General features: G+C 44.0%; 21 protein-coding genes and 3 tRNA genes. 16 read left to right on the forward strand and 8 right to left on the reverse strand.

From position 1 onward, the window contains the following. Position 1: 1 nt before the first annotated feature. The gene (locus tag B5444_RS04930; protein WP_079654121.1) at positions 2–418 is read left to right on the forward strand and encodes a hypothetical protein; all 417 of its coding nucleotides are present in this window, start codon (positions 2–4) and stop codon (positions 416–418) included. After that, positions 415–1,527: a lipid-A-disaccharide synthase gene (lpxB, locus tag B5444_RS04935; protein ID WP_079654122.1), complete on the forward strand. Its 1,113-nt coding sequence runs from the start codon at positions 415–417 to the stop codon at positions 1,525–1,527. The genes B5444_RS04930 and lpxB overlap by 4 nt, the downstream gene beginning before the upstream one ends. Here lpxB and B5444_RS04940 read toward each other — a convergent pair. Genes B5444_RS04940 through B5444_RS04945 form a run of 3 tightly spaced genes read right to left on the reverse strand, consistent with a single transcriptional unit; the run spans position 1,489 to position 2,945 of the window. After that, positions 1,489–2,454 carry an RluA family pseudouridine synthase gene (locus B5444_RS04940; protein ID WP_154021740.1) on the reverse strand — a complete coding sequence of 322 codons (966 nt, stop codon included), beginning with the start codon at positions 2,452–2,454 and terminating at the stop codon, positions 1,489–1,491. The two genes, lpxB and B5444_RS04940, sit on opposite strands and share 39 nt — an antisense overlap. After that, entirely contained in the window at positions 2,411–2,587 is a 177-nt protein-coding gene (locus B5444_RS07720; protein ID WP_172838433.1) for a hypothetical protein, read from the reverse strand. The genes B5444_RS04940 and B5444_RS07720 overlap by 44 nt, the downstream gene beginning before the upstream one ends. Before the next feature lie 16 nt (positions 2,588–2,603). Continuing rightward, positions 2,604–2,945, reverse strand: a complete 342-nt coding sequence (locus B5444_RS04945) for a PIN domain-containing protein (protein ID WP_079654123.1) — start codon at positions 2,943–2,945, stop codon at positions 2,604–2,606. Between the two features lie 31 nt (positions 2,946–2,976). Between B5444_RS04945 and dnaB the strand changes: the two genes are divergently transcribed. The 8 genes from dnaB (at position 2,977) to B5444_RS04985 (ending at position 7,491) form a co-directional block, all read left to right on the forward strand. Further along, a complete protein-coding gene (gene dnaB, locus B5444_RS04950) occupies positions 2,977–4,377 on the forward strand; it encodes a replicative DNA helicase (RefSeq protein ID WP_079654658.1) in 1,401 nt (466 codons plus the stop codon). A 21-nt stretch (positions 4,378–4,398) separates the two neighbouring features. Then, positions 4,399–4,485, forward strand: a tRNA-Leu gene (locus tag B5444_RS04955). A gap of 8 nt (positions 4,486–4,493) precedes the next feature. Next, a complete protein-coding gene (locus tag B5444_RS04960) occupies positions 4,494–5,288 on the forward strand; it encodes a TIGR00282 family metallophosphoesterase (protein WP_079654124.1) in 795 nt (264 codons plus the stop codon). Then, positions 5,266–6,141 carry a DUF86 domain-containing protein gene (locus tag B5444_RS04965; RefSeq protein WP_079654125.1) on the forward strand — a complete coding sequence of 292 codons (876 nt, stop codon included), beginning with the start codon at positions 5,266–5,268 and terminating at the stop codon, positions 6,139–6,141. The genes B5444_RS04960 and B5444_RS04965 overlap by 23 nt, the downstream gene beginning before the upstream one ends. A gap of 13 nt (positions 6,142–6,154) precedes the next feature. Next, a tRNA-His gene (locus B5444_RS04970) sits at positions 6,155–6,230 on the forward strand. A gap of 3 nt (positions 6,231–6,233) precedes the next feature. Beyond that, positions 6,234–6,307 (forward strand) — tRNA-Arg (locus tag B5444_RS04975). 24 nt (positions 6,308–6,331) lie between these two features. Beyond that, positions 6,332–6,928 (forward strand): methylthioribulose 1-phosphate dehydratase, encoded by a 597-nt coding sequence (locus tag B5444_RS04980; RefSeq protein ID WP_079654126.1) that lies wholly within the window; start codon positions 6,332–6,334, stop codon positions 6,926–6,928. Further along, positions 6,925–7,491 (forward strand): 1,2-dihydroxy-3-keto-5-methylthiopentene dioxygenase, encoded by a 567-nt coding sequence (locus B5444_RS04985; RefSeq protein ID WP_079654127.1) that lies wholly within the window; start codon positions 6,925–6,927, stop codon positions 7,489–7,491. Before B5444_RS04980 ends, B5444_RS04985 begins: the two co-directional genes overlap by 4 nt. Here the strand turns inward: B5444_RS04985 and B5444_RS04990 are convergent. Next, complete coding sequence (locus B5444_RS04990; RefSeq protein WP_079654128.1) at positions 7,462–8,010, reverse strand: hypothetical protein; 549 nt, start codon at positions 8,008–8,010, stop codon at positions 7,462–7,464. The genes B5444_RS04985 and B5444_RS04990 overlap by 30 nt on opposite strands. 34 nt (positions 8,011–8,044) lie before the next feature. Between B5444_RS04990 and B5444_RS04995 the strand changes: the two genes are divergently transcribed. From B5444_RS04995 to trxB, 6 genes are all read left to right on the forward strand, one after another. Beyond that, a complete protein-coding gene (locus B5444_RS04995; protein WP_079654129.1) occupies positions 8,045–10,915 on the forward strand; it encodes an EAL domain-containing protein in 2,871 nt (956 codons plus the stop codon). Continuing rightward, complete coding sequence (locus B5444_RS05000; protein WP_079654130.1) at positions 10,912–11,571, forward strand: SDR family NAD(P)-dependent oxidoreductase; 660 nt, start codon at positions 10,912–10,914, stop codon at positions 11,569–11,571. The genes B5444_RS04995 and B5444_RS05000 overlap by 4 nt, the downstream gene beginning before the upstream one ends. A 9-nt stretch (positions 11,572–11,580) precedes the next feature. Then, on the forward strand, positions 11,581–12,564 hold the full coding sequence (locus B5444_RS05005) for a gluconeogenesis factor YvcK family protein (protein ID WP_079654131.1): 984 nt from the start codon (positions 11,581–11,583) through the stop codon (positions 12,562–12,564). Further along, entirely contained in the window at positions 12,542–14,044 is a 1,503-nt protein-coding gene (gene nadB / locus B5444_RS05010; protein ID WP_079654132.1) for an L-aspartate oxidase, read from the forward strand. The genes B5444_RS05005 and nadB overlap by 23 nt, the downstream gene beginning before the upstream one ends. Positions 14,045–14,111: 67 nt before the next feature. Continuing rightward, on the forward strand, positions 14,112–14,705 hold the full coding sequence (locus B5444_RS05015; protein WP_079654133.1) for a peroxiredoxin: 594 nt from the start codon (positions 14,112–14,114) through the stop codon (positions 14,703–14,705). A gap of 31 nt (positions 14,706–14,736) precedes the next feature. After that, positions 14,737–15,708 carry a thioredoxin-disulfide reductase gene (trxB, locus tag B5444_RS05020; RefSeq protein WP_079654134.1) on the forward strand — a complete coding sequence of 324 codons (972 nt, stop codon included), beginning with the start codon at positions 14,737–14,739 and terminating at the stop codon, positions 15,706–15,708. Here trxB and trpC read toward each other — a convergent pair. Genes trpC through B5444_RS05040 form a run of 4 tightly spaced genes read right to left on the reverse strand, consistent with a single transcriptional unit; the run spans position 15,692 to position 18,521 of the window. After that, complete coding sequence (gene trpC, locus B5444_RS05025; RefSeq protein WP_079654135.1) at positions 15,692–16,480, reverse strand: indole-3-glycerol phosphate synthase TrpC; 789 nt, start codon at positions 16,478–16,480, stop codon at positions 15,692–15,694. The genes trxB and trpC overlap by 17 nt on opposite strands. After that, complete coding sequence (locus B5444_RS05030; protein WP_079654136.1) at positions 16,480–17,085, reverse strand: sulfurtransferase TusA family protein; 606 nt, start codon at positions 17,083–17,085, stop codon at positions 16,480–16,482. The genes trpC and B5444_RS05030 overlap by 1 nt, the downstream gene beginning before the upstream one ends. Then, positions 17,060–17,908: a hypothetical protein gene (locus B5444_RS05035; RefSeq protein WP_079654137.1), complete on the reverse strand. Its 849-nt coding sequence runs from the start codon at positions 17,906–17,908 to the stop codon at positions 17,060–17,062. Before B5444_RS05035 ends, B5444_RS05030 begins: the two co-directional genes overlap by 26 nt. A 13-nt stretch (positions 17,909–17,921) precedes the next feature. Then, entirely contained in the window at positions 17,922–18,521 is a 600-nt protein-coding gene (locus B5444_RS05040) for a hypothetical protein (RefSeq protein WP_079654138.1), read from the reverse strand. Between the last annotated feature and the right edge of the window lie 274 nt (positions 18,522–18,795).

Here is an 18,795-nt window from a genome sequence, read left to right on the forward strand (position 1 = left end):
CATGCCAATACAGGAAGAGTTTAGGAAGGAAGCACAGGATAAGCTAAAAAAGCTGGGTGAAGTTCTCCGAGAAAGACTAAGGGAAAGCTTGCAGGATATAGACCCTGAAGATCTGGAGTTTGGCGTGAGCTTTGAGCTTACCTGTGATCAGTGCCAGGAGCTCTGGAAAGAAGCCGTTGAAGAGAACGTCTACATGGAAGTCTCCTACACGGAGATAATGGAGCACCACGATGGGGCATACCTAAAGAGTATTTTTAAAAACTCTACGGATGGCCTATGGGCCGAAAGGTACGTGAACATCAGAAGTTCAGGAAGGGTAGAGATATCCCATGCCCTCTTTTTGGAGGAGGAAGGTACACTCCTTAGGGTGGAAAGACAACCAAACGGTACCTTTAAGGTGTTTGCTAAATCTTTATGAAGGTTTTCATATCACTGGCAGACAGGTCAGCCTCTAACTACGTGTATCACATCTTCAAGGACATAAAAGGTCTAGACCTTTGGGGGATAGTAGACGAACGCCTTCTCAGCATAGGTATAAAAGGCAATTGGAGGGTAGAGGACTTTTCCGTTGTAGGCTTCTGGGAAGCCCTATGGAAGGTACCAAAGGTGTTTAAATTTTTTAGGGAGTTTGAAGATCTCATAGATAGAGTAGATGTTCTCATTCTCTGTGACGCTCCAGCCTTGAACATACCCCTGCTCAAAAAGGCCAAAGGCAGAGCAAAGAAGATCATCTACTTTATATCACCCCAGGTCTGGGCTTGGAAGGAAGAAAGGGCAAGGATCATAAGCGAACTTTCTGACCACCTTATAGTCATCCTACCCTTTGAGGTGGATTTCTACAAAAGATACAGCAGGGATGGCTTTAACGTTCACTACGTGGGACATCCATTGGTAGACATAGCAAAGCCATCCCTTGACGAGGGAAGGGTCAAAGCCTTCTTGGGTTTTGAAAGATACCTATGCCTTATGCCTGGGAGTCGGTGGAGCGAGGTAAAAAGACATGCACCTTACCTAAGGAAGGTATACGAGTATCTTCTTAAGACCTTTGACCTTTCCGCTGCTATTCCCACCTTTGAACCCTTCCTAGATTACTTAAAAGATGTCTTTAAGGGTCTTCCTGTTAGGATAGTATCGCCGAAGGACATGGAGCAACCTTCTTACAACATCCTGGCCTATTCGGAGTTTTCCATAGTAGCCAGTGGTACGGCAGAGCTAGAGGCTAGCCTTCTATTAAACCCCCACGCGGTCTTTTACAGGGTAAATCCCATTAGCTTTTTCATAGCTAAAAGGCTCGTCAAGGTAAGAAACATAGCCCTTACTAACCTAATACTCTCCTCACAGATAGTACCCGAGGTAGTACAAAAAGACTACAGAGAGCTGGCCTATGTATGCGAGGAGATCTTAAAAGACGACGGAATAAGAAAAAGGATGAAGGAAGATTTCCTGAGGCTTAGGCAGGTACTTGGACCAGAAGGGACCCTGGATAGGTTAAGGTCCTTGTTTGTTTCCCTCCTTGAGGAGGTCTAGAAGGTTTTTGAAGGGCTCTGGGAGCTCTGGAAGGCTTACATCCATCCACCTTTCTTTAGTTGGATGATTAAAGGCAAGTCTGTAGCTTATGAGCATATGACAGTCTCCCATAAGGTCAATAAACTTCTGAGGAAGATAATTTTTCTTAAAGCCGTAAGTGTAGTCACCTAGTATGGGGTGACCCAGGCTTGAGAGGTGAACCCTTATCTGATGAGTTCTTCCTGTGTGTATGCGTACATCCAGCAAAGAAACGTCATATTTTTCAAAGTACTCCAGAAGCCAAAACTCGGTTAGTGCTGGCTTTCCGTCGTACCTTACGGTGAACTTCAACCTCTGGGTAGGGTGTCTGCCGATGGGTGTGTCTACGATGCCGTATTCCTTCGTCCTTCCCTTCACCAGTGCCTTGTAGAACTTCATAACACGCCTTTCTTTAAACTCTTCAGACAGTTTTCTGTGAGCTATGTCCCTTTTGGCCACCACCATAAGACCCATGGTGTTTTTATCAAGCCTATGGACTATTCCAGGCCTTATGGCATCTTGAGAGAGCTCTTTAAAATGGTACAACAGAGCGTTCACAAGAGTACCGCTCGTATAACCAGGAGATGGGTGAACCACAAGTCCGCATGGCTTTACTATGAGGGCTATGTCCTCATCCTCGTAGATCACTTCTATGGGTATGTTCTCCGGTCGTACTTCCAAGGGTTCGGGTTCGGGCACGTAAAAGGTTATGGTATCCCCTGGCTTTACCTTCTTTGAAGGCTTTATGATTACTTCACCGTTTATGAGAACAAATCCCTCTTTTATAAGCTCTTGTATGTAACTCCTTGAGAGGTCAGGACAGGATTCTGCTAGATACCTGTCTAACCTGTCTTCCTTGTAGACCTCAAAGCTGAGAACTTCCTCTATCTTCCTGTTCAACCCAGACATGAAGGGTTATCTCTCTTGGTTCCTCTTCTAGGTTAAGACTCTTTGTAAACCCTAAGACGAGGTTATAGGCTACTCTCTTAGGAAAATCCTTGAGCTTTACCTCCTTACCGTTTACGATTATTTGGACCTTCATAGAGGCCAATTATAAATCATAGCAACGAACCTATCTTGTTCTCTTCGTACTGAACCTTCTTTAGAGCTTCCAAGAAGTCGTATCCTTCCAAATATAGCTTTAGTGCTCTTTCGAGTGAGTTCTTCTCCTCCACCTTAAAAAGCCTGTCCTCTAGGATGGTCCTCACTATGTCTACCACCTTTTCTTTAGGAAGCCCCAAGACCTCCTGAAGGTAGTATACAAGTTCTAGTATGGTGTAGTTGGACACGTATACCTTCTGCTTGGATCTTTCTAATTTTCTTAGCTCTTCTTCGACCTTCTGCGCCCTTTCAGAACCGGCAAGGAACTCAAGGAGCGTTCTAAAGGTTATTGCCTTCATGTCAACCGGTGAAAATTATAATTATCCTACCATGGAAGACCTCCTAATAGACCCCCCTAGGGATGAATCGGCCGAGAGGGCCGTGCTTGGTGCTATGATAGAAGATCCCGAGACCATCCCCTACGTACTTGAACATCTAACTAGAGACGATTTCTTCATAGAGGAGCACCGTAGGCTCTTTGACGTCCTGTGTAAACTCTGGGAGGAAAGAGGTCCTGCTTGGGATGATATAGCTCTAAAGCACTACCTACAGAAGGAAGGTCTATCTGAGAGGATAGACCTCTCTTACCTGGAAAAGCTCCTGGAGGAGGCAACCCATGGGCCCCTTCTAGAGTCTGCAATACACGTGGTAAAGGAAAAAGCAGGTTTGAGGAAGATTTTAGAGATGACCATGGAGGTACTGAGGGGGGTAAAAGAAAACAGGGACTTTCCAGACCTCATAGACTACATAACCCAAAAGTCCATAGAGCTCTCCCAGCAGTACGCCAAAGGAGACGTACGCCACATATGGAGTGTAGTACAAGAGGTGGTACAGATAATAGAGAGGTTCAGCAGAGAGGAAAGGCTCATCACAGGCCTTCCCTCAGGCTTTACGGACCTAGACAGGCTTACCACAGGGTTCCACCCATCGGACCTTGTGATAGTAGCAGCTCGTCCAGGTATGGGTAAAAGCTCCTTCATGCTTTCTATGGCCATAAACATGGCCCTTGAAGAGAAGGTACCCTCTGTGATCTTCTCTCTTGAGATGAGTGCCCACCAGCTTTGTATGAGAGCCCTTTCCATGCTCTCGGATGTCCCCCTTCAGAAGATAAGGACAGGCTTTCTATCTGAGGAGGAGCTAAAGAGGATATACGACGCTGCCGAAACACTCTCCAAGTGTGAAATATACATAGATGATAGCCCGAGTCTTTCCACCATAGATGTGCGCATAAAGGCAAGGAAGTTAAAGAAAGAAAAGGGTGTAAAAGCCGTCTTTGTAGATTACCTTCAACTTCTTAAACCTCCGAGTAGAAAGTCCTCGAGACAGGAAGAGGTGGCCGAGATTTCAAGAAGTCTAAAAGCCCTTGCCAAAGAGCTTACCATTCCAGTCATAGCCCTGGCCCAACTCTCACGTCAGGTAGAACACAGGTCCGACAAAAGACCCCAGCTCGCAGACCTTAGAGAAAGTGGTCAGATAGAACAGGATGCAGACGTCATAATCTTCATACACAGGCCGGAGTACTACAAGAAGAATCCACCACCTGAAGAACAGGGAATAGCCGAGCTCATAGTGGCAAAACAGAGACAGGGACCTACTGGTATAGTCAAAGTTGCTTTCCTAAAAGAGACAGCAAAGTTTAAGTCTCTTAAGTTCCCCACGGAAACCATGCCTTACAAGGAAGAAGAAGAGATAGAAAAGGAAGACATAGAGGAGCTAGACATAGATTTTTGAGTTAAATTATTTATATTCTTAGCGGGTGTGGCGGAATTGGCAGACGCGCGGGACTTAGGATCCCGTGGCCGTAAGGCCGTGAGGGTTCAACTCCCTCCACCCGCACCAAATAAATCATGAAGTTTTTGATAGTTGGAGACATAATAGGAAGACCAGGAAGAAGGACTTTAAGGAAAGCCCTGGATATATACAAGGCTGACGTTGTTATAGTCAATGTGGAAAACTCGGCGGGTGGTTTCGGCATAACCCATAAGGTTTACGACGAGCTAAAGTCTATGGGTGTAGATGTTATGACATCCGGCAACCACATCTGGGACAAGAAAGAAGGTATAGCCCTTCTGGAGCGGAAAGATCTCCTCAGGCCTGCCAACTATCCAGAGGGAGCACCAGGCAAAGGTTATGGTATTTTTGAGAAGAAGGGTGTAAAGTTTGCCGTTATAAATCTCATGGGAAGGATCTTCCTAGACCCTCATCTGGAAAACCCCTTCAAGGTATTTGATCAACTCTACCAGATGCTCTCTTTAGAAACTCCTATACTAATCGTGGACTTTCATGCAGAAGCTACTTCAGAAAAATGGGCCTTTGGCATATACGCAGACGGAAGGGCTAGCATAGTTTACGGTACTCACACTCACGTACCCACATACGATCAGTTGATACTCAAGCATGGCACTGCTTACACTTCCGATGTGGGTATGACAGGATGCTGGTACTCCGCCATAGGTATGGAGCCTGAGGACGCCATAAAGAGGTTCTTGACAGGAATACCGCAGAAGTACAAGGTGGAGGAAAAGGAGGATACAGTCTTCAACGCCATACTCGTAGAAGTAAACACAAACACTGGCAAAGCTATTTCCATTGAAAGGATACAACACTACTTTAAAAGGGATGAGCTTACCCAAGAAGGTTAACATAAGCCTCATACTGGAATCCTTTCAAAACCTGGAAAAGGCCTACGTAGACCTTAAAAAGAATCTATCCCTACCAAAAGAGGAGTTTGTAAACAACAAGCTCCTGCTGGACAAGGTAAGGGTAGACTTTAACCTGGCCTTTGAGAGCGCTATGAGACCATGCCGACACTTGTCCGTGGTATATGACCTTAAAACCACATCAAAGGACTGCCTTGTAAAGCTTGCTCAGTTCATAGGGATGCCAGAGCATGAAAAACTCCAGTCCTTCGTGGATTTTTACTTTAAGTACAGGGATCTAAAAGATCAGGTATCTCCTGAAGAGCTGTACGATTTTCTCAGGGAGAACCTCCACCTGTTTAAAGAGTACGCCAGACATGTGATAGAGTACATAAAGAAGTCTACAGGCAACTACCTACTCATAGACTTTGACCTCCTTAACGAGAAAGCCAAGTACATAAAGGACTCCATAAACAAGATAGAGTTTGTACTCTCTCAGGGGCTCGAGGAGTTCCAAAAGAGGCCCATGTACTACGACAGGGTCAAGTACTTCTACCAGGTGGCCTATGACTCTCTGTTTGATATATGCAAGCATCTGGCTCCCAAGTTTGGCGTGAAGAAGTTTGGAGACGACTGTCTTTCTAAGCTTGTGGAAGTAGGAGTGATACCTGAGGATTACTACATGGACATACTCAAGATGACTCAGCTAAAGAACAAGCTTATAAGCACCTGGGAAGTTTCTCCCGAAGAGCTCTACCAGAGTCTTACTCAGATAAAGGACAAAATATTGCCCGTGTTAAGGTCAATCTCTTCAGCCTTGCAAAGCCTGTTGAAAGAGAAAAGTAAGGGTGTATAATATTAGTTTTGAGGAGGGTGTAGCTCAGCTGGTAGAGCAGTGGACTGTGGATCCACGGGTCGCGGGTTCGAGTCCCGTCACCCTCCCCAACAGTCCCCGTAGCTCAGGAGGATAGAGCGCGAGATTCCTAATCTCGAGGTCGGAGGTTCGACTCCTCCCGGGGACGCTTTTTTATAACCAGGAGGACCCCATGAACCTGATAGACAAGCTAATAGAGATAGGAAAGGAGGTCCATTCTAGGAATTGGGTACCAGCTACCGGTGGAAACCTCTCGGCCAAAATCAACGAGGAGAGAATAATAATAACCCGGTCAGGTTCTCACAAGGGCTACCTAACGGTTAAGGACTTTGTAGTGGTGGACATGAATGGCAACCTTGTAGAAGGAGATGGCAAGCCTTCTGCAGAGACCCTTCTGCATGCTACCGTATACAAGCTTTTCCCCTGGGTGGGTTCCGTGCTCCACATTCACTCTCTTAACTCCACCCTTATATCTCGCCTTACAGACGGTCAAATAGTCCTAGAAGATTACGAGCTTATAAAAGCCTTCGGCTACAAAACTCATAGAGAGAGGATACATGTGCCCGTGCTTGAAAACTCACAGGACATGGAAGAACTCTCAAGACTCGTCAGAGATGTCCTTACAGGCACCGACAAAGTTGTAGGTTTTATCCTTAGGTCCCATGGAGTGTATGTATGGGGGAAGGATCCATGGGATGCCTTTGTGCGCCTTGAGGCGTTAGATTTTCTTCTTGAATGTGAGTTAAAGCTCATGGGGGTTAGATCATGAGCCTACTTGCCGTGTTTGACGAACAAGGGAACCTCCTCGAAAGCACAAGCTCTTACGAAGAGATACAAAAAAGGCTTTCAAGCATAGGGGTCATGTTTGAAAAGTGGCCCATAAAAGAGCTAGACAGGTCTGCAGGTCAGGAGGAGGTAATAGACGCCTACAAGGATCAGATAGAGAGGATAAACAGCATCTTTAACTTTAAGTCCATGGACGTGGCAGCAGTCAGTCCAGACCATCCCAAGAAGGATGAGCTAAGAAGGATGTTCCTAAGGGAACACACTCACTCAGACTTTGAAGTCAGATACTTTGTGTACGGGTGCGGTACCTTCTACCTACATGTAGGAGACAAAGTATACGCTGTACTCTGCGAAGATGGGGACTTTATAAGCGTTCCTGCAAACACCAAACATTGGTTTGACATGGGAAGAAATCCAGACTTTAAGGCTATAAGGTTCTTTTCCATACCAGACGGTTGGGTGGCTAACTTCACAGGAAGCGACATATCAGAAAGGATACCCGATCACGACAGCCTTCTACTTTACGTACAGGGAAAAGGGCTTTAGCCCAAACCTCCTTAACACTTCTTGCTTTACAAGTAGCCTGTAAAGTTCTTGGTTGTTCTTCCAAGAAGAAAACTTTTTTAGTATTGCTTTCTTCTCCTCATCTGAAAGCTTTTCCCATAGCTCTTTGACGAGCTTAGACTCTAAACTTTGAAGTATCTCCTGAGCCTGACTCTCATCTTTTGGCTCTGGTACGCTTTCCATCTTTAGGAAGCCTTCCACCTGTTTGATCTTTTGGTAGAAGACCTCACGCCAAGATTCATACCCTTTCTCTTTAGTGTCCTTCTTACTAGCTAACCTTTTAAGGATATGAAAAGACGCGTACAGTGGGCTTTTACTTCTTTCTTCCTGGGGTAAACTCATGTAATGTTTGCTTATAGCAGCCTTTACTATCTCAAGAGGGTACCCCTCTCTTTCTAGCAGCTGGAGGTAAAGTTTCTCCTTTGGTGATAAAAAAGGCACACCCTTTAAGGACAGTACGTACTCCTTAAGTTCCTTATAATAGCTTTTATAGGAAGCCATACTTAAAGAGTTAAGTATAACTTGGGCGGTGGTTATGAAAAAAGTTATTACGCTGCTCTCCTTGCCTATAGCTATATTCTTAATCTCTCTAGCTTTACACGATCATCTCCTTATGGAAAGTACACACTTTGCCCACGTTATGGTAAGCGTTAAAATAACAGGCCTTTTTCTTGCTTTTTACTTAACTTTTCTTCTTATTATTTTGAAACCTTTTGTAGGATCACAGCTTTATACATTTGGTCTTCTTAATACATCTTCTCTATTCCCTGAGCTTATCTACATACTTTACTCTGTTTTCTCCCCAGACTTTATAACACCAAGCGCCAGGGATAAAATGGTATACCTTTATATACTCAATAGGATTTTCTTCTTACTTGCAATCTATCTTGTAAGCTTTAAGGAAAGGATAAGGGCTTTTTTATTAACTGTACTGACGTCTCTTCTATCCATACTTTTCTCCTTTTGGATAGTGCTCTACTATGAACACCTTCCTGAGTTACATTTACATACAGCGGATCTCCTATCATTAAGGAATACTATAGAGCTTTTTCTTTTCTTTGCCTTCCTGTTGATTGCTTATTACATACATAGGAAGAAATCCTTTGGAGAAGAAAAAAGCCCTTACATCTCTTACGGTCTATACCTGCATGCTATGTACTCTCCCTTTGTCATTTTCTACACAGAGTTCTACGATGGCCTTATAGTGGTGGCTACAACCATGGCATACATAGGAAAGTTCCTGATAAAGTGGGGTGTGTTTAAAGTAGGCCTTTTAGACATAGCTGTAAGAATATTTAAGGATGCATGGAACATTGCAAATTACTTCAGGAATGCAAAACCCGTTAGAATCGATAATATATTCTATATACCTTTAGGTGAATACCTCAACAACCACTACTTTATAGAAGATATTACCGTTTACTCAACCAAGCATAAAGAACCTATAGCTTACATTTTTGGGAATCTCACACATCCCTTTCCAGAGATAAATCTCGATATAGTGATTAACACACTAAAAGCGTACTCACAAAAGGAGATGATACTACAACATATGTGTTTTTACATGGAAGGAAATTACATAATGGTTATAAGGTTAAAAAGAAGCGTCAGCGATCCAATTAGCAAGCTTCACCTTATGAACGTGCAAAATCTCCTCTTGAACTTTTTACTGGTTTACATAAGGAGTGAAGAACTTCTGGAGCAAAAGTCCAGAGAACTAGAAAGGCTTTATCTCCTTCTGGAAGCCTCTGAGTATGTCCTGGAAGCCCAAAACAATATAGATACCTTTTCGAAGCAGGTTATAGATAGAATAGACTACATACTAAAAGCAGATGGCTCCATATTCTTTATGTGGAACAAAAATACAGATCTGGTAGAAAAGCTGGTATTTTCCGATATTTTCTTAAAGAACTTTTCAGATTATAACTACCGTAATTTAGTAGAATATGTCCTTAAAGCTAAAGATAATTTTGGTAAGCTTAAAGAGTGCATTTACTCAAAGTTTGAATATGAAAACTATGTGGTTTGTTTAATAACATGTAAAAAGGAAGGAGATTTTAATGAAGGTGAGTTTTTGTTTTTAAAGAGCGTGGGAAATCAGTTATTCCATGTAGTAAAACTTATGAAGGTGATAGAAGATCTAAAACGGGAAAAAGAAAAGGTAATATTCCTCACGGAATATGATTCACTTACCTTAACTCTCAACAGAAGCTCTATCTTAAAACGGCTAAAAAGCTTACTGCTCCATTACAATAAAAACGGAAATCTCGTATCTCTTATTCTTGCAGAGTTATATAACCTTGACTCTATCAACAGTATGTACGGATATATGGCGGGAAACATGCTTATAAAACATGTTGCAAATTTACTCAAAAAACATTTAGAGCATCGTAGTTTGTTAGGTAGATACTCAGGAGATGAGTTTTTGATAATCCTTCCAAACACCACTAAAGAAGAGGCGTTCTATATAGCAGAAAAGTTGAAATCTCTTATAGAAGAATCTCCCATATTTATTCAGAATAGTGTAATAAGGGCGGCAATTAAACAAGTAGTAGCCACTTTGCCTGAAGATGGCACAGATGTAGATGATGTGCTATCTACTATGGAATGGATTATTAAGAATTCTAAAGAGTTTGCCAAAGGTACAGTAGTTAAGATACAAGATAAAGACCAGGAGGAATACAAAAAGGCAAAAGCTTTTGAGAGGGCTATCTTTGAAAGTATACATAATCTAGAGGTATATCCTTATCTTCAGGAAATAGTAAGCGTAAAAGATGGTACTCTTCTAGGTTACGAAGTTCTTATGAGGTTGAAGGTTGGTGATAAGCTTTTACCAGCCAGTGAGTTTATAGCTTTTGCAGAAAAACACGGATATTTAGGAAAATTGGACTTAGAACTTGTAAGAAAGACAATTCAAAGCATAAAGGGAGATGTTCTTCTATTCTTCAACTTATCTCCACTTGATATAAATCGAGAGCATGTAAATGCACTTATTACCTTAGTAAATGGAAAGAGAGTGGTCTTTGAACTAACAGAAAGAGAAGCTGTACTAAACATGGTAGAGCTTATAGAGCTTATAAAACGTATGAAGGAAAAAGGAATAATGTTTGCCATAGATGACCTCGGATCAGGTTTTTCTTCCTTCCTCTACCTTAAACACATACCATGTGACTTTATCAAGATAGACGGTGAGTTTGTAAAAAGTATCCTTAACTCTGACGTAGACAGGCTATTTGTGGAAAGTGTGGTGAAGATAGCCAAGGCTATAGGTGTGAAGACCATAGCTGAGTTTGTTGAAAACGAAGAGATTTTAAAAGTCCTTAGGGAAATAGGTGTGGATTACGCTCAGGGTTACTACATCGGGAAACCAGCTCCAATAGAGGAAAAGATAAAATATTCAGAGTGAAGGCTCTAGTAACTGGGGGTACAAGGGGAATAGGGAAGGCTTTAGTCTTGGAGCTTTTGAACTCAGGCTGGGAGGTCTGTACCTGTGCCAGGAATATACCAGATGACATGCCTAAAGATGAAAGGCTATTGGTAGTGGAGTGCGACATATCCAAAAGGGATCAGGTCAAAAGGTTCGTAAACCTATGCGTAGAAAAGGTAGGTTACTTGGACCTTTTGGTAAACAACGCTTCAATACTTGGAGAGAGAAAGGCTATAGAAGACTATCCTGAGAACGTCTGGGAAGAGGTTCTGCAGATAAACGTAAATGGAACTTTTTACGTGACCAAATACACCATACCGTACCTGAAGTATGGTGCCATAGTGATAAACATCTCTTCAGGGGCCGGCAAGAGACCAGCACCCTACTGGGGAGCCTATGCTGTCTCCAAGTTTGCTATAGAGGGTTTCTCTTTGTTACTCAACGAGGAGCTAAAGGATAGAAACATAAGGGTCTATGCCTTCAACCCAGGGGCCACCAGGACGCAGATGAGGGCAAAAGCATACCCAGAGGAAGATCCTATGGCCTTAAAGCCGCCCGAGGATGTAGCTAAGGCCATCCTGAGACTTATCCAAAAAAGGCCTGAAAAAGTATCAATAGACTACTCGGAGGTTTAAAATAGAATCATGTTTGTGGTAGCAATAGGGGGTGGAACGGGCCTTTCTACACTCTTGAGAGGTCTGAAGAACCACGTGGATAAGGAAATCAAGGGATTAACCGCCATAGTGACCGTTGCCGACAGCGGGGGAAGCACGGGTAGGTTAAGAAAGATATATCAAATACCTGCCCCCGGTGATATAAGGAACTGTATAGTGGCCCTGGCAGAAAGCGAAGATATACTTAGGAGTCTCTTCCAGTACAGGTTCAAAGGCGGAGAGCTTGAGGGGCATGCTTTTGGAAACCTGTTTCTAGTAGCACTTACTGAGATAACAGGGAGCTTTCTTACAGCCATAAGGATAAGCTCTCAGGTCCTAAGGACTAAGGGTGAGATACTACCCGCTACCCTTTCTCCTGTGGATCTTTGTGCCGAGTTCACAGATGGTAACGTAGTGTATGGAGAGGAGGAGATAACCAACTACGGAAGGGTCCACAAGGGTCAAAGGATAGTAAGCATATGGTTAGAGCCTAAGGATGTGACGGCTCCACCAGAAGCTACAGACAGGATAAACGCAGCAAACCTTATCGTGATAGGCCCCGGAAGCCTCTACACGAGCATAATACCTAACCTCTTGGTAAAGGACATAAGGGATGCCGTGGCCAACTCTAAAGCCCTCAAGGTCTTTGTAGTTAACGCCATGACCCAGCCAGGAGAAACAGATGGCTTTTCGGCTTACGACCACGTGCAGACCTTTGCAAAACACACGGGCATAAGGCCAGACGCTGTGGTTTTAAACACGAAGATACCCTCAGACAAGCTCCTAAAAAAGTACCTAGAACAAGGACAGGAGCCTGTATTGGCTGATGCATCCAAGATAGCAAGGGAAGGCTACTTGGTTTATGCGGATGACCTCATAGGTGAGAAAGAGGACTTTGTAAGACACGACCCAGAGAGGTTGGCAAGTCTTCTCATAAAAGTCTACGAAGAGAATGCAACCTTTTCTGAAGTTTGAAACTCCCCCACCCGAGGAGGAGGTAGACATACTCGTATGTGGCAGCGGCATAGCTGGGCTTACATGTTCCATAGTCCTTAAAGAGTTAGGCTTTGATCCTCTCATCGTAACCAGAGGATGGGGAAACACTTACTACTCCCAAGGAGGCATAGCGTGTGCATCCCTACCACAGGATAGCCCATATCTACACTTCTTGGACACGCAGAGAGCCGGGAGAGGACTGTGCGATGAGAAAAACCTCTGGATACTCGTGGATGAAGGTGTTCAAAGGCTCTACGACCTTAGAAGGTGGGGTGTGATCTTCGATCCAGACACCACATTAGAAGGTGGTCACTCTTTCCCGAGGGTTTTCAAGGTAAAGGACTACACGGGAAGGGCCATAAACGAGGCGCTACTAAGAAGGGCAAAGGCCTTAGGTGTAAAGATCGTTGAGGGGGTTCTTGAAGAACTTCTAGTAGAGGAAGGAAGGCTATGGGGTGCCATAGTCAAAGATGGGGAGAGCTATAGACTCGTCTCTGTTAAAGTTTTGGTGCTTTCCACAGGTGGTGCTTCAAGCATGTTCCTCCACACGTCAAACCCTCAAAAGGTTAGGGGTGATTCTATGGGCACGGCCTTAAGGATTGGAGCTCACATGAGAAACTTAGAGTTTATCCAGTTTCATCCTACGGTGGTAAAAGGAACAAACCTTCTGATATCTGAAGCTGTGAGGGGTGAAGGTGCTATCCTAGTGGATGAAAGAGGAGAGAGGTTTGTAGACGAGCTCCAACCCAGGGATTTGGTATCGCGCGCCATATACAAAAAGCTAAAGGAAGGGCACCAGGTTTACATAGACTTAAGACCCTTGATAAGGAAGGGTATCCAGCTGGAGGAGAGGTTTCCTACCATACTCTCGGAGCTTAGAAAGCTAGGCTATGATCCCTATTCTGAACCCATACCCGTAGTACCAGCCGCCCACTACTTTATAGGTGGCATTTACACAGACAGCTATGGAAGGACTACGGTAGAAAACCTATACGCCGTGGGTGAATGTGCCTCCACAGGTGTGCATGGTGCCAACAGACTAGCCTCTAACTCGCTCCTGGAGGGTGTAGTGTTCGGCTATAGAACGGCCTATGCTATAGCAAACAACTTGCAGCATGTAAAGAGAAGAAAGTTTAGGCTACAGAACTCAAGAGAAGAAAAGTTTGATCCACCCTTTAACTTTACAGATCTAAAGAAACTCATGTGGGAATCCTGCGGTATGGAAAGAGACGAAGGGAGCCTAAAGGAGGGGATAAGGCAACTAAGCCTTTGGCTCGAGGGGTACCACCTCTGGAAGTCCACGCCGGAGAACAGATCCCTGCTCGATATAGGCCTTCTAGCCCTGGCAACTTTAAAATGTGCCCTTGAAAGGAGAGAAAGCAGGGGAGTCCACTACAGAAGGGATTTCCCACAGGAGAGAGAGGAGTTTAGAAAAGACACTTTCTACAGTTTGAGTTAGATCATATTGCAAATTATTTGCAAAAAGATATAATACTTATTATCAAAATACTGAAAGGAGGTAGGCCATGATAAGAGTGGGACAAAAGGTTCCAAACTTTGAGATGGAAGTTTACAACCCAGCCACAAATAGCTTCGGCAAAATATCCCTTGAGGACATCCTCAAGGAAAGAAGATGGCTTGTGCTGTTCTTTTACCCAGCCGACTTTACCTTTGTATGTCCTACAGAGCTTGCAGATCTGGCTGAGCATTACGAAGAGCTCAAGAAGATGGGCGTGGAGGTGGTCTCCGTATCCACTGACACCAAGTACGTCCACCTGGCCTGGCGTAATACGGAGAAACTCCTCGAAAAGGTGATGTTTCCCATGGGAGCAGACCCTACAGGAAAGATAAGCAGGATGTTCGGAGTGTACGACGAAGAAACAGGGCTTGCACTGAGAGGCACCTTCATCATAAATCCAGATGGCGTTCTGGTAGGCTCGGAGGTAAACTTCTACAACGTGGGTAGGAACGCAGAAGAACTAGTCAGGAAGATGAAGGCCAACATATACCTCATGAGCCATCCAGATGAGGCATGCCCGGCCAAGTGGCAGGAAGGACAGAAAACCCTAAAACCTTCAGAGGAGCTCGTAGGTAGGGTCTACGAGGCTTTAAGCAAATAGGCATATATTTAAGATTCTGTGGAGGTAAAGGATGGAGCTCACTTTAGACTTCAAGACGGATGAGATCTACGACGTGATAATAATAGGGGCCGGTCCTGCCGGCTCCTCTGCAGCTATATACACGGCAAGAGCTGGCCTCTCCACCTTGGTACTATACAGGGCAGAGTCTGATGGTGCTTTAGGTGTAACCCAGCAGATAGAGAACTATCCTGGCATAAGAGGACCCATATCGGGCTATGAACTTCTAAAGTTAATAAGGGAACATGCCAAAGCCTTCGGTGCTAAGTTTGTAAGAGGTAAGGTCATAGCCACAGATCTGCTGGGAGATATAAAGAAGGTCTACACCATAGACGGCAGAGAGTTCAAGGGTAGGGCTGTGATAATAGCTTCAGGTGCTATGGAAAGAACACATAAGTATAAGGGGGAAGAGGAGTTTTTAGGTAAGGGAGTCTCTTACTGTGGTGTGTGTGATGCTGCTTTCTTCAAGAACAGACCAGTAGCTGTTGTGGGTGAGGATGACTATGCTCTAGAGGAGACAGAGTTCATAAGCAGGTTTGCCAGCAAGATATACCTTATAGTTCCATCAAGCAAGATAAAAGCTCCACCAGAGGCCATAAAGGAGATAGAGGAAAACCCAAAGGTAGAAGTACTCTTACATCACAGAGTAGTGGAGATAGTGGGTACCTCTTTGGTGGAAGGTATAAAGGTAAAGAAGGTGGGCACAGACCAGGAGATACTTTTACCTGTAGACGGTGTCTTCATCTTCATGGGCGGGAACAAACCTTCCGTGGACTTCCTGATGAACCAGGTAGAGATGACAGAAGAGGGCTGCATAGTGGTAAACGAGGAAAACATGACTTCCGTACCTGGTGTATTCGCCTGCGGTGATGTTCTCTGCAACAACATAAAGCAAGCTGTAATAGCTGCAGCGGATGGAGTTAAGGCAGCTTTGGCTGTGGATAAGTACTTAAACAAGAAGTCTAAGATTAGTGCTCAGTGGTAGGAAAGCCTAAAAGCTCCCTGAGCTTTGAATAAGGATCTTTACTTTTCATGAGCGTAGTGCCTATTAGAAAGGCATCCACTCCGTGACCTTCAAGTTCCACCACCTCCTCCCTGCTTTTTATGCCACTCTCCGCTACAACAAACCTGGCACCCAACTCTTTTACCTTAGGAGCAAGTTCTTTTGATAAGTTTATGTCTACCTTGAGGGTATCCAGGTCCCTGTTGTTTATGCCTATAATCTTTGCACCTGCGTCTATTGCCCTTTTTGCTTCCTCTAGGTTGAAGACCTCCACAAGGCTCTCCATACCGAGCTCTTGAGAAAACTCTATGAGTTCCTTTAGTTGTCTTTGGGTAAGGATCCTGACTATTAGGAGTACCACGTCAGCACCGTAGGCCTTGGCTTCCAGAACCTGCACCTGATCTATGATAAAGTCCTTCCTTAGCAAGGGTAAGTTTACAGCCTGTCTTACCTCAAACAGATCTTGTAAGGAGCCGTTGAAAAACTCTCTGTCCGTCAACACAGATATACCTACGGCGCCGGCAGATTCATAGAGCCTTGCCTGCTGTGAAGCGCTCACATCCCTTATCCTTCCTTCGGAGGGGGAGGCCTTTTTAACTTCTGCTATTATCCTTGTCCTACAGCTAGTTAAAAAATTTTCAAGCCTGTAAAACTTATCACGCCTGCTTATGAGATCTTCCAGATGTTTTACGTACTCTTTATCCTTCTTTATCTCTGACCTCTTTACGCTGAGGATCCTCTCTAAAACCGCCATCAGGGATACACTCTTGTGTAGTTCTTACCCTCCTTCTTGTAGATGGCCTCTACAGCTACACCCTCCTCCTGGAGTCTCTGGAATATGTCCTTTGCCTTCTTCTCTCCCTTTACAGCCATCACCACACCACAGTGGGGATCTATCTCATCGGGTATGGGTATAAGCTTGGCCTCACCCTTTAGCATCTTTTCGGCCTTGATGCCTTCAGAGAGAGCGCTGAAGGTTATAAAGTGGTCAGGTTTAGCGGAGAAGGGGTTTAGCATCATCAGGAAATGCCTTATATGAAGCTTTACACCTAGAGCATGAAACTTTATCCAGTAGATGAGAGAGGGTTCCACGGCCTGTAAAGACTTTTGCAGGACAGCTATTACTTTGCCGTCTTCTCTTCTCAACTCCAGGAGTCTGTTGCCCGACTGTTGGCACCAGTTGTATATGTCTTTCTCAAAACCTGGATCTGTGGAGACTACCCTAAGAATCTGACCCTCTTTTAGCCTCCTCATCTTCTCCGATGTGATCACTATAGGCAGAGGGCACATAAGACCAGTTAAGTCAAGAATTTCTTCCCTTTGTTCTTTTTGTTCATACAGCAACTCTGACCTTCTCATGGTTGCCTTCCTCAAAGCCTAACACAAATAAATTAATAAGCTTTGCAGATTTTTCAAGCAGGTTGAGAAGCTCCAGATCATGTAGTTCAAAGGGGCTGTTAAAGTAGAAAACTACGTGGGCATAGCCTTCCTCCAGGACTACGGGCACTACGAGGGCATTCCTAGATGTATCTATCTGCTTTTTCAAACTACTTAGACTCTTGACGGGGATGATGTGTATGGCACGCAAGGAAAACTCTTCTTTGATGGCAGTAAGGTATTCCACAAGGTCTTTACTCTCAAAAGCCTTATCCATAAGATCATAGAACTTCTTGTAGAGAACCCTTTCCTTTTCAAGCCTTCCTAGCTGTTTGGTCAGCTCAGAGTAAGCTTTTTTTAATTCAACGATATAATGCCTTTCCTTTCTTATGCTCTGTATGAGGTCTGGTGATAGGCTGGCTATATACATGGCAAGGAAGGGGAGAAGGATAATAAGACTTGCACCGGTAAACAAGCCTATACCAACAGAGGACCAGAAAAGGATCAGGGAAACAAACACGTTTCTGTTGGAGAAGAAGATAGACAGGCTAAGTGGAGCAAGGAATGAATATGGATTGTGGCTTGTAAGAGAAAGATACGGCAAGAATAAAGCGTCTACATACTTGCTTAAGAGCTTAAACCTACCAGGACGAAGGAAATCATAGGCAAATATCCAAAAGTAAAGAGCAGATGGTACGAGTATAAGGGCTTTTTGGGTGTTATTCTTACCTATGGCCAGCAGGCAGAAAAACAGAAATATAAGCATCCTTACAGAAAGTAGTAGCAGCTTCCTGTCCTTAAGCACAGAGATATTATACCTACAGGTTTCCTTTCAATTTCTCTATGACTAGGTCCTTCTGCATAATTTCCTTGTCCTTTTCAAGGAGGATCTTTTGGAACTGCAGCTCTTTCTGGAGCATCTCCGTATCCTTTTCCCTCAGTAGGTTTTCAAGCCTTCTTACCTCTTTCTCCAGAGTTTTCAACCTTTCTTTTAACTCTGAAATCTCGGCTTCTCTCTCCTTTAAAAGATCCTTTAATCTTTGGAGTTCCATCTGAAGGAGTTCTACTTCTTTCTCCTTCACAGCAAGAAGAGTCTGTACGCTTGAAAGTTCATGCAGGAGTTTTTCCTTCTGGAGGTCCTTTAATACCTGGAGCTCTATGTATGTGGCTATTAGACTACCCTCTAGACCTGTCTTTAGCTTTTCCAGGTTTTCCTTTAGTTGAAGGTCCACACCTTGCTGGGCTTCCTTCTGCTTTAAAAGATGCTCGTACTCATCCCTCTGGAGGTAGACGTACCAAACACCATCCTCCTCCTTACCACCTCTGATGACACCGGCCCTGATCCTGTTCTTGACAGTGTTTAAAGATACGTTCACAAGCTCTGCATACTCTGATGCTTTTATTTTGATATCATCCATGATATCACCTCCAATATCCAATTTTAAATAGTTTTTATCATTGCTGTCAACATACATTTATTGATGTCATCAAACATCAAGCTATAGGAGGCTAGTGTGTTAACATAATTGCTCTTATGTTAACAATCCTTACAAAACTAGAAGTAAAGGGACTGTGAGGCTTACTGTTATATCGATAACCATAAAAAGTGGAACAGCTTGTACGACGACTAGAAGATTTCCAGAATGCAGAATATTACCTACCCTTCAGGCTCGAAAAGGTATAAGCCTGAAG

Source organism: Thermocrinis minervae (assembly GCF_900142435.1).
In the GTDB taxonomy this organism is placed as follows: domain Bacteria; phylum Aquificota; class Aquificia; order Aquificales; family Aquificaceae; genus Thermocrinis_A; species Thermocrinis_A minervae.

Bases quoted from the DNA above. Each gene is read 5' to 3' on its own strand.
- B5444_RS04930 (WP_079654121.1), top strand. From the start codon at position 2: ATGCCAATACAGGAAGAGTTTAGGAAGGAAGCACAGGATAAGCTAAAA.
- lpxB (WP_079654122.1), top strand. From the start codon at position 415: ATGAAGGTTTTCATATCACTGGCAGACAGGTCAGCCTCTAACTACGTG.
- B5444_RS04940 (WP_154021740.1), bottom strand. From the start codon at position 2,454: ATGTCTGGGTTGAACAGGAAGATAGAGGAAGTTCTCAGCTTTGAGGTC.
- B5444_RS07720 (WP_172838433.1), bottom strand. From the start codon at position 2,587: ATGAAGGTCCAAATAATCGTAAACGGTAAGGAGGTAAAGCTCAAGGAT.
- B5444_RS04945 (WP_079654123.1), bottom strand. From the start codon at position 2,945: ATGAAGGCAATAACCTTTAGAACGCTCCTTGAGTTCCTTGCCGGTTCT.
- dnaB (WP_079654658.1), top strand. From the start codon at position 2,977: ATGGAAGACCTCCTAATAGACCCCCCTAGGGATGAATCGGCCGAGAGG.
- B5444_RS04960 (WP_079654124.1), top strand. From the start codon at position 4,494: ATGAAGTTTTTGATAGTTGGAGACATAATAGGAAGACCAGGAAGAAGG.
- B5444_RS04965 (WP_079654125.1), top strand. From the start codon at position 5,266: ATGAGCTTACCCAAGAAGGTTAACATAAGCCTCATACTGGAATCCTTT.
- B5444_RS04980 (WP_079654126.1), top strand. From the start codon at position 6,332: ATGAACCTGATAGACAAGCTAATAGAGATAGGAAAGGAGGTCCATTCT.
- B5444_RS04985 (WP_079654127.1), top strand. From the start codon at position 6,925: ATGAGCCTACTTGCCGTGTTTGACGAACAAGGGAACCTCCTCGAAAGC.
- B5444_RS04990 (WP_079654128.1), bottom strand. From the start codon at position 8,010: ATGGCTTCCTATAAAAGCTATTATAAGGAACTTAAGGAGTACGTACTG.
- B5444_RS04995 (WP_079654129.1), top strand. From the start codon at position 8,045: ATGAAAAAAGTTATTACGCTGCTCTCCTTGCCTATAGCTATATTCTTA.
- B5444_RS05005 (WP_079654131.1), top strand. From the start codon at position 11,581: ATGTTTGTGGTAGCAATAGGGGGTGGAACGGGCCTTTCTACACTCTTG.
- nadB (WP_079654132.1), top strand. From the start codon at position 12,542: ATGCAACCTTTTCTGAAGTTTGAAACTCCCCCACCCGAGGAGGAGGTA.
- B5444_RS05015 (WP_079654133.1), top strand. From the start codon at position 14,112: ATGATAAGAGTGGGACAAAAGGTTCCAAACTTTGAGATGGAAGTTTAC.
- trxB (WP_079654134.1), top strand. From the start codon at position 14,737: ATGGAGCTCACTTTAGACTTCAAGACGGATGAGATCTACGACGTGATA.
- trpC (WP_079654135.1), bottom strand. From the start codon at position 16,480: ATGGCGGTTTTAGAGAGGATCCTCAGCGTAAAGAGGTCAGAGATAAAG.
- B5444_RS05030 (WP_079654136.1), bottom strand. From the start codon at position 17,085: ATGAGAAGGTCAGAGTTGCTGTATGAACAAAAAGAACAAAGGGAAGAA.
- B5444_RS05040 (WP_079654138.1), bottom strand. From the start codon at position 18,521: ATGGATGATATCAAAATAAAAGCATCAGAGTATGCAGAGCTTGTGAAC.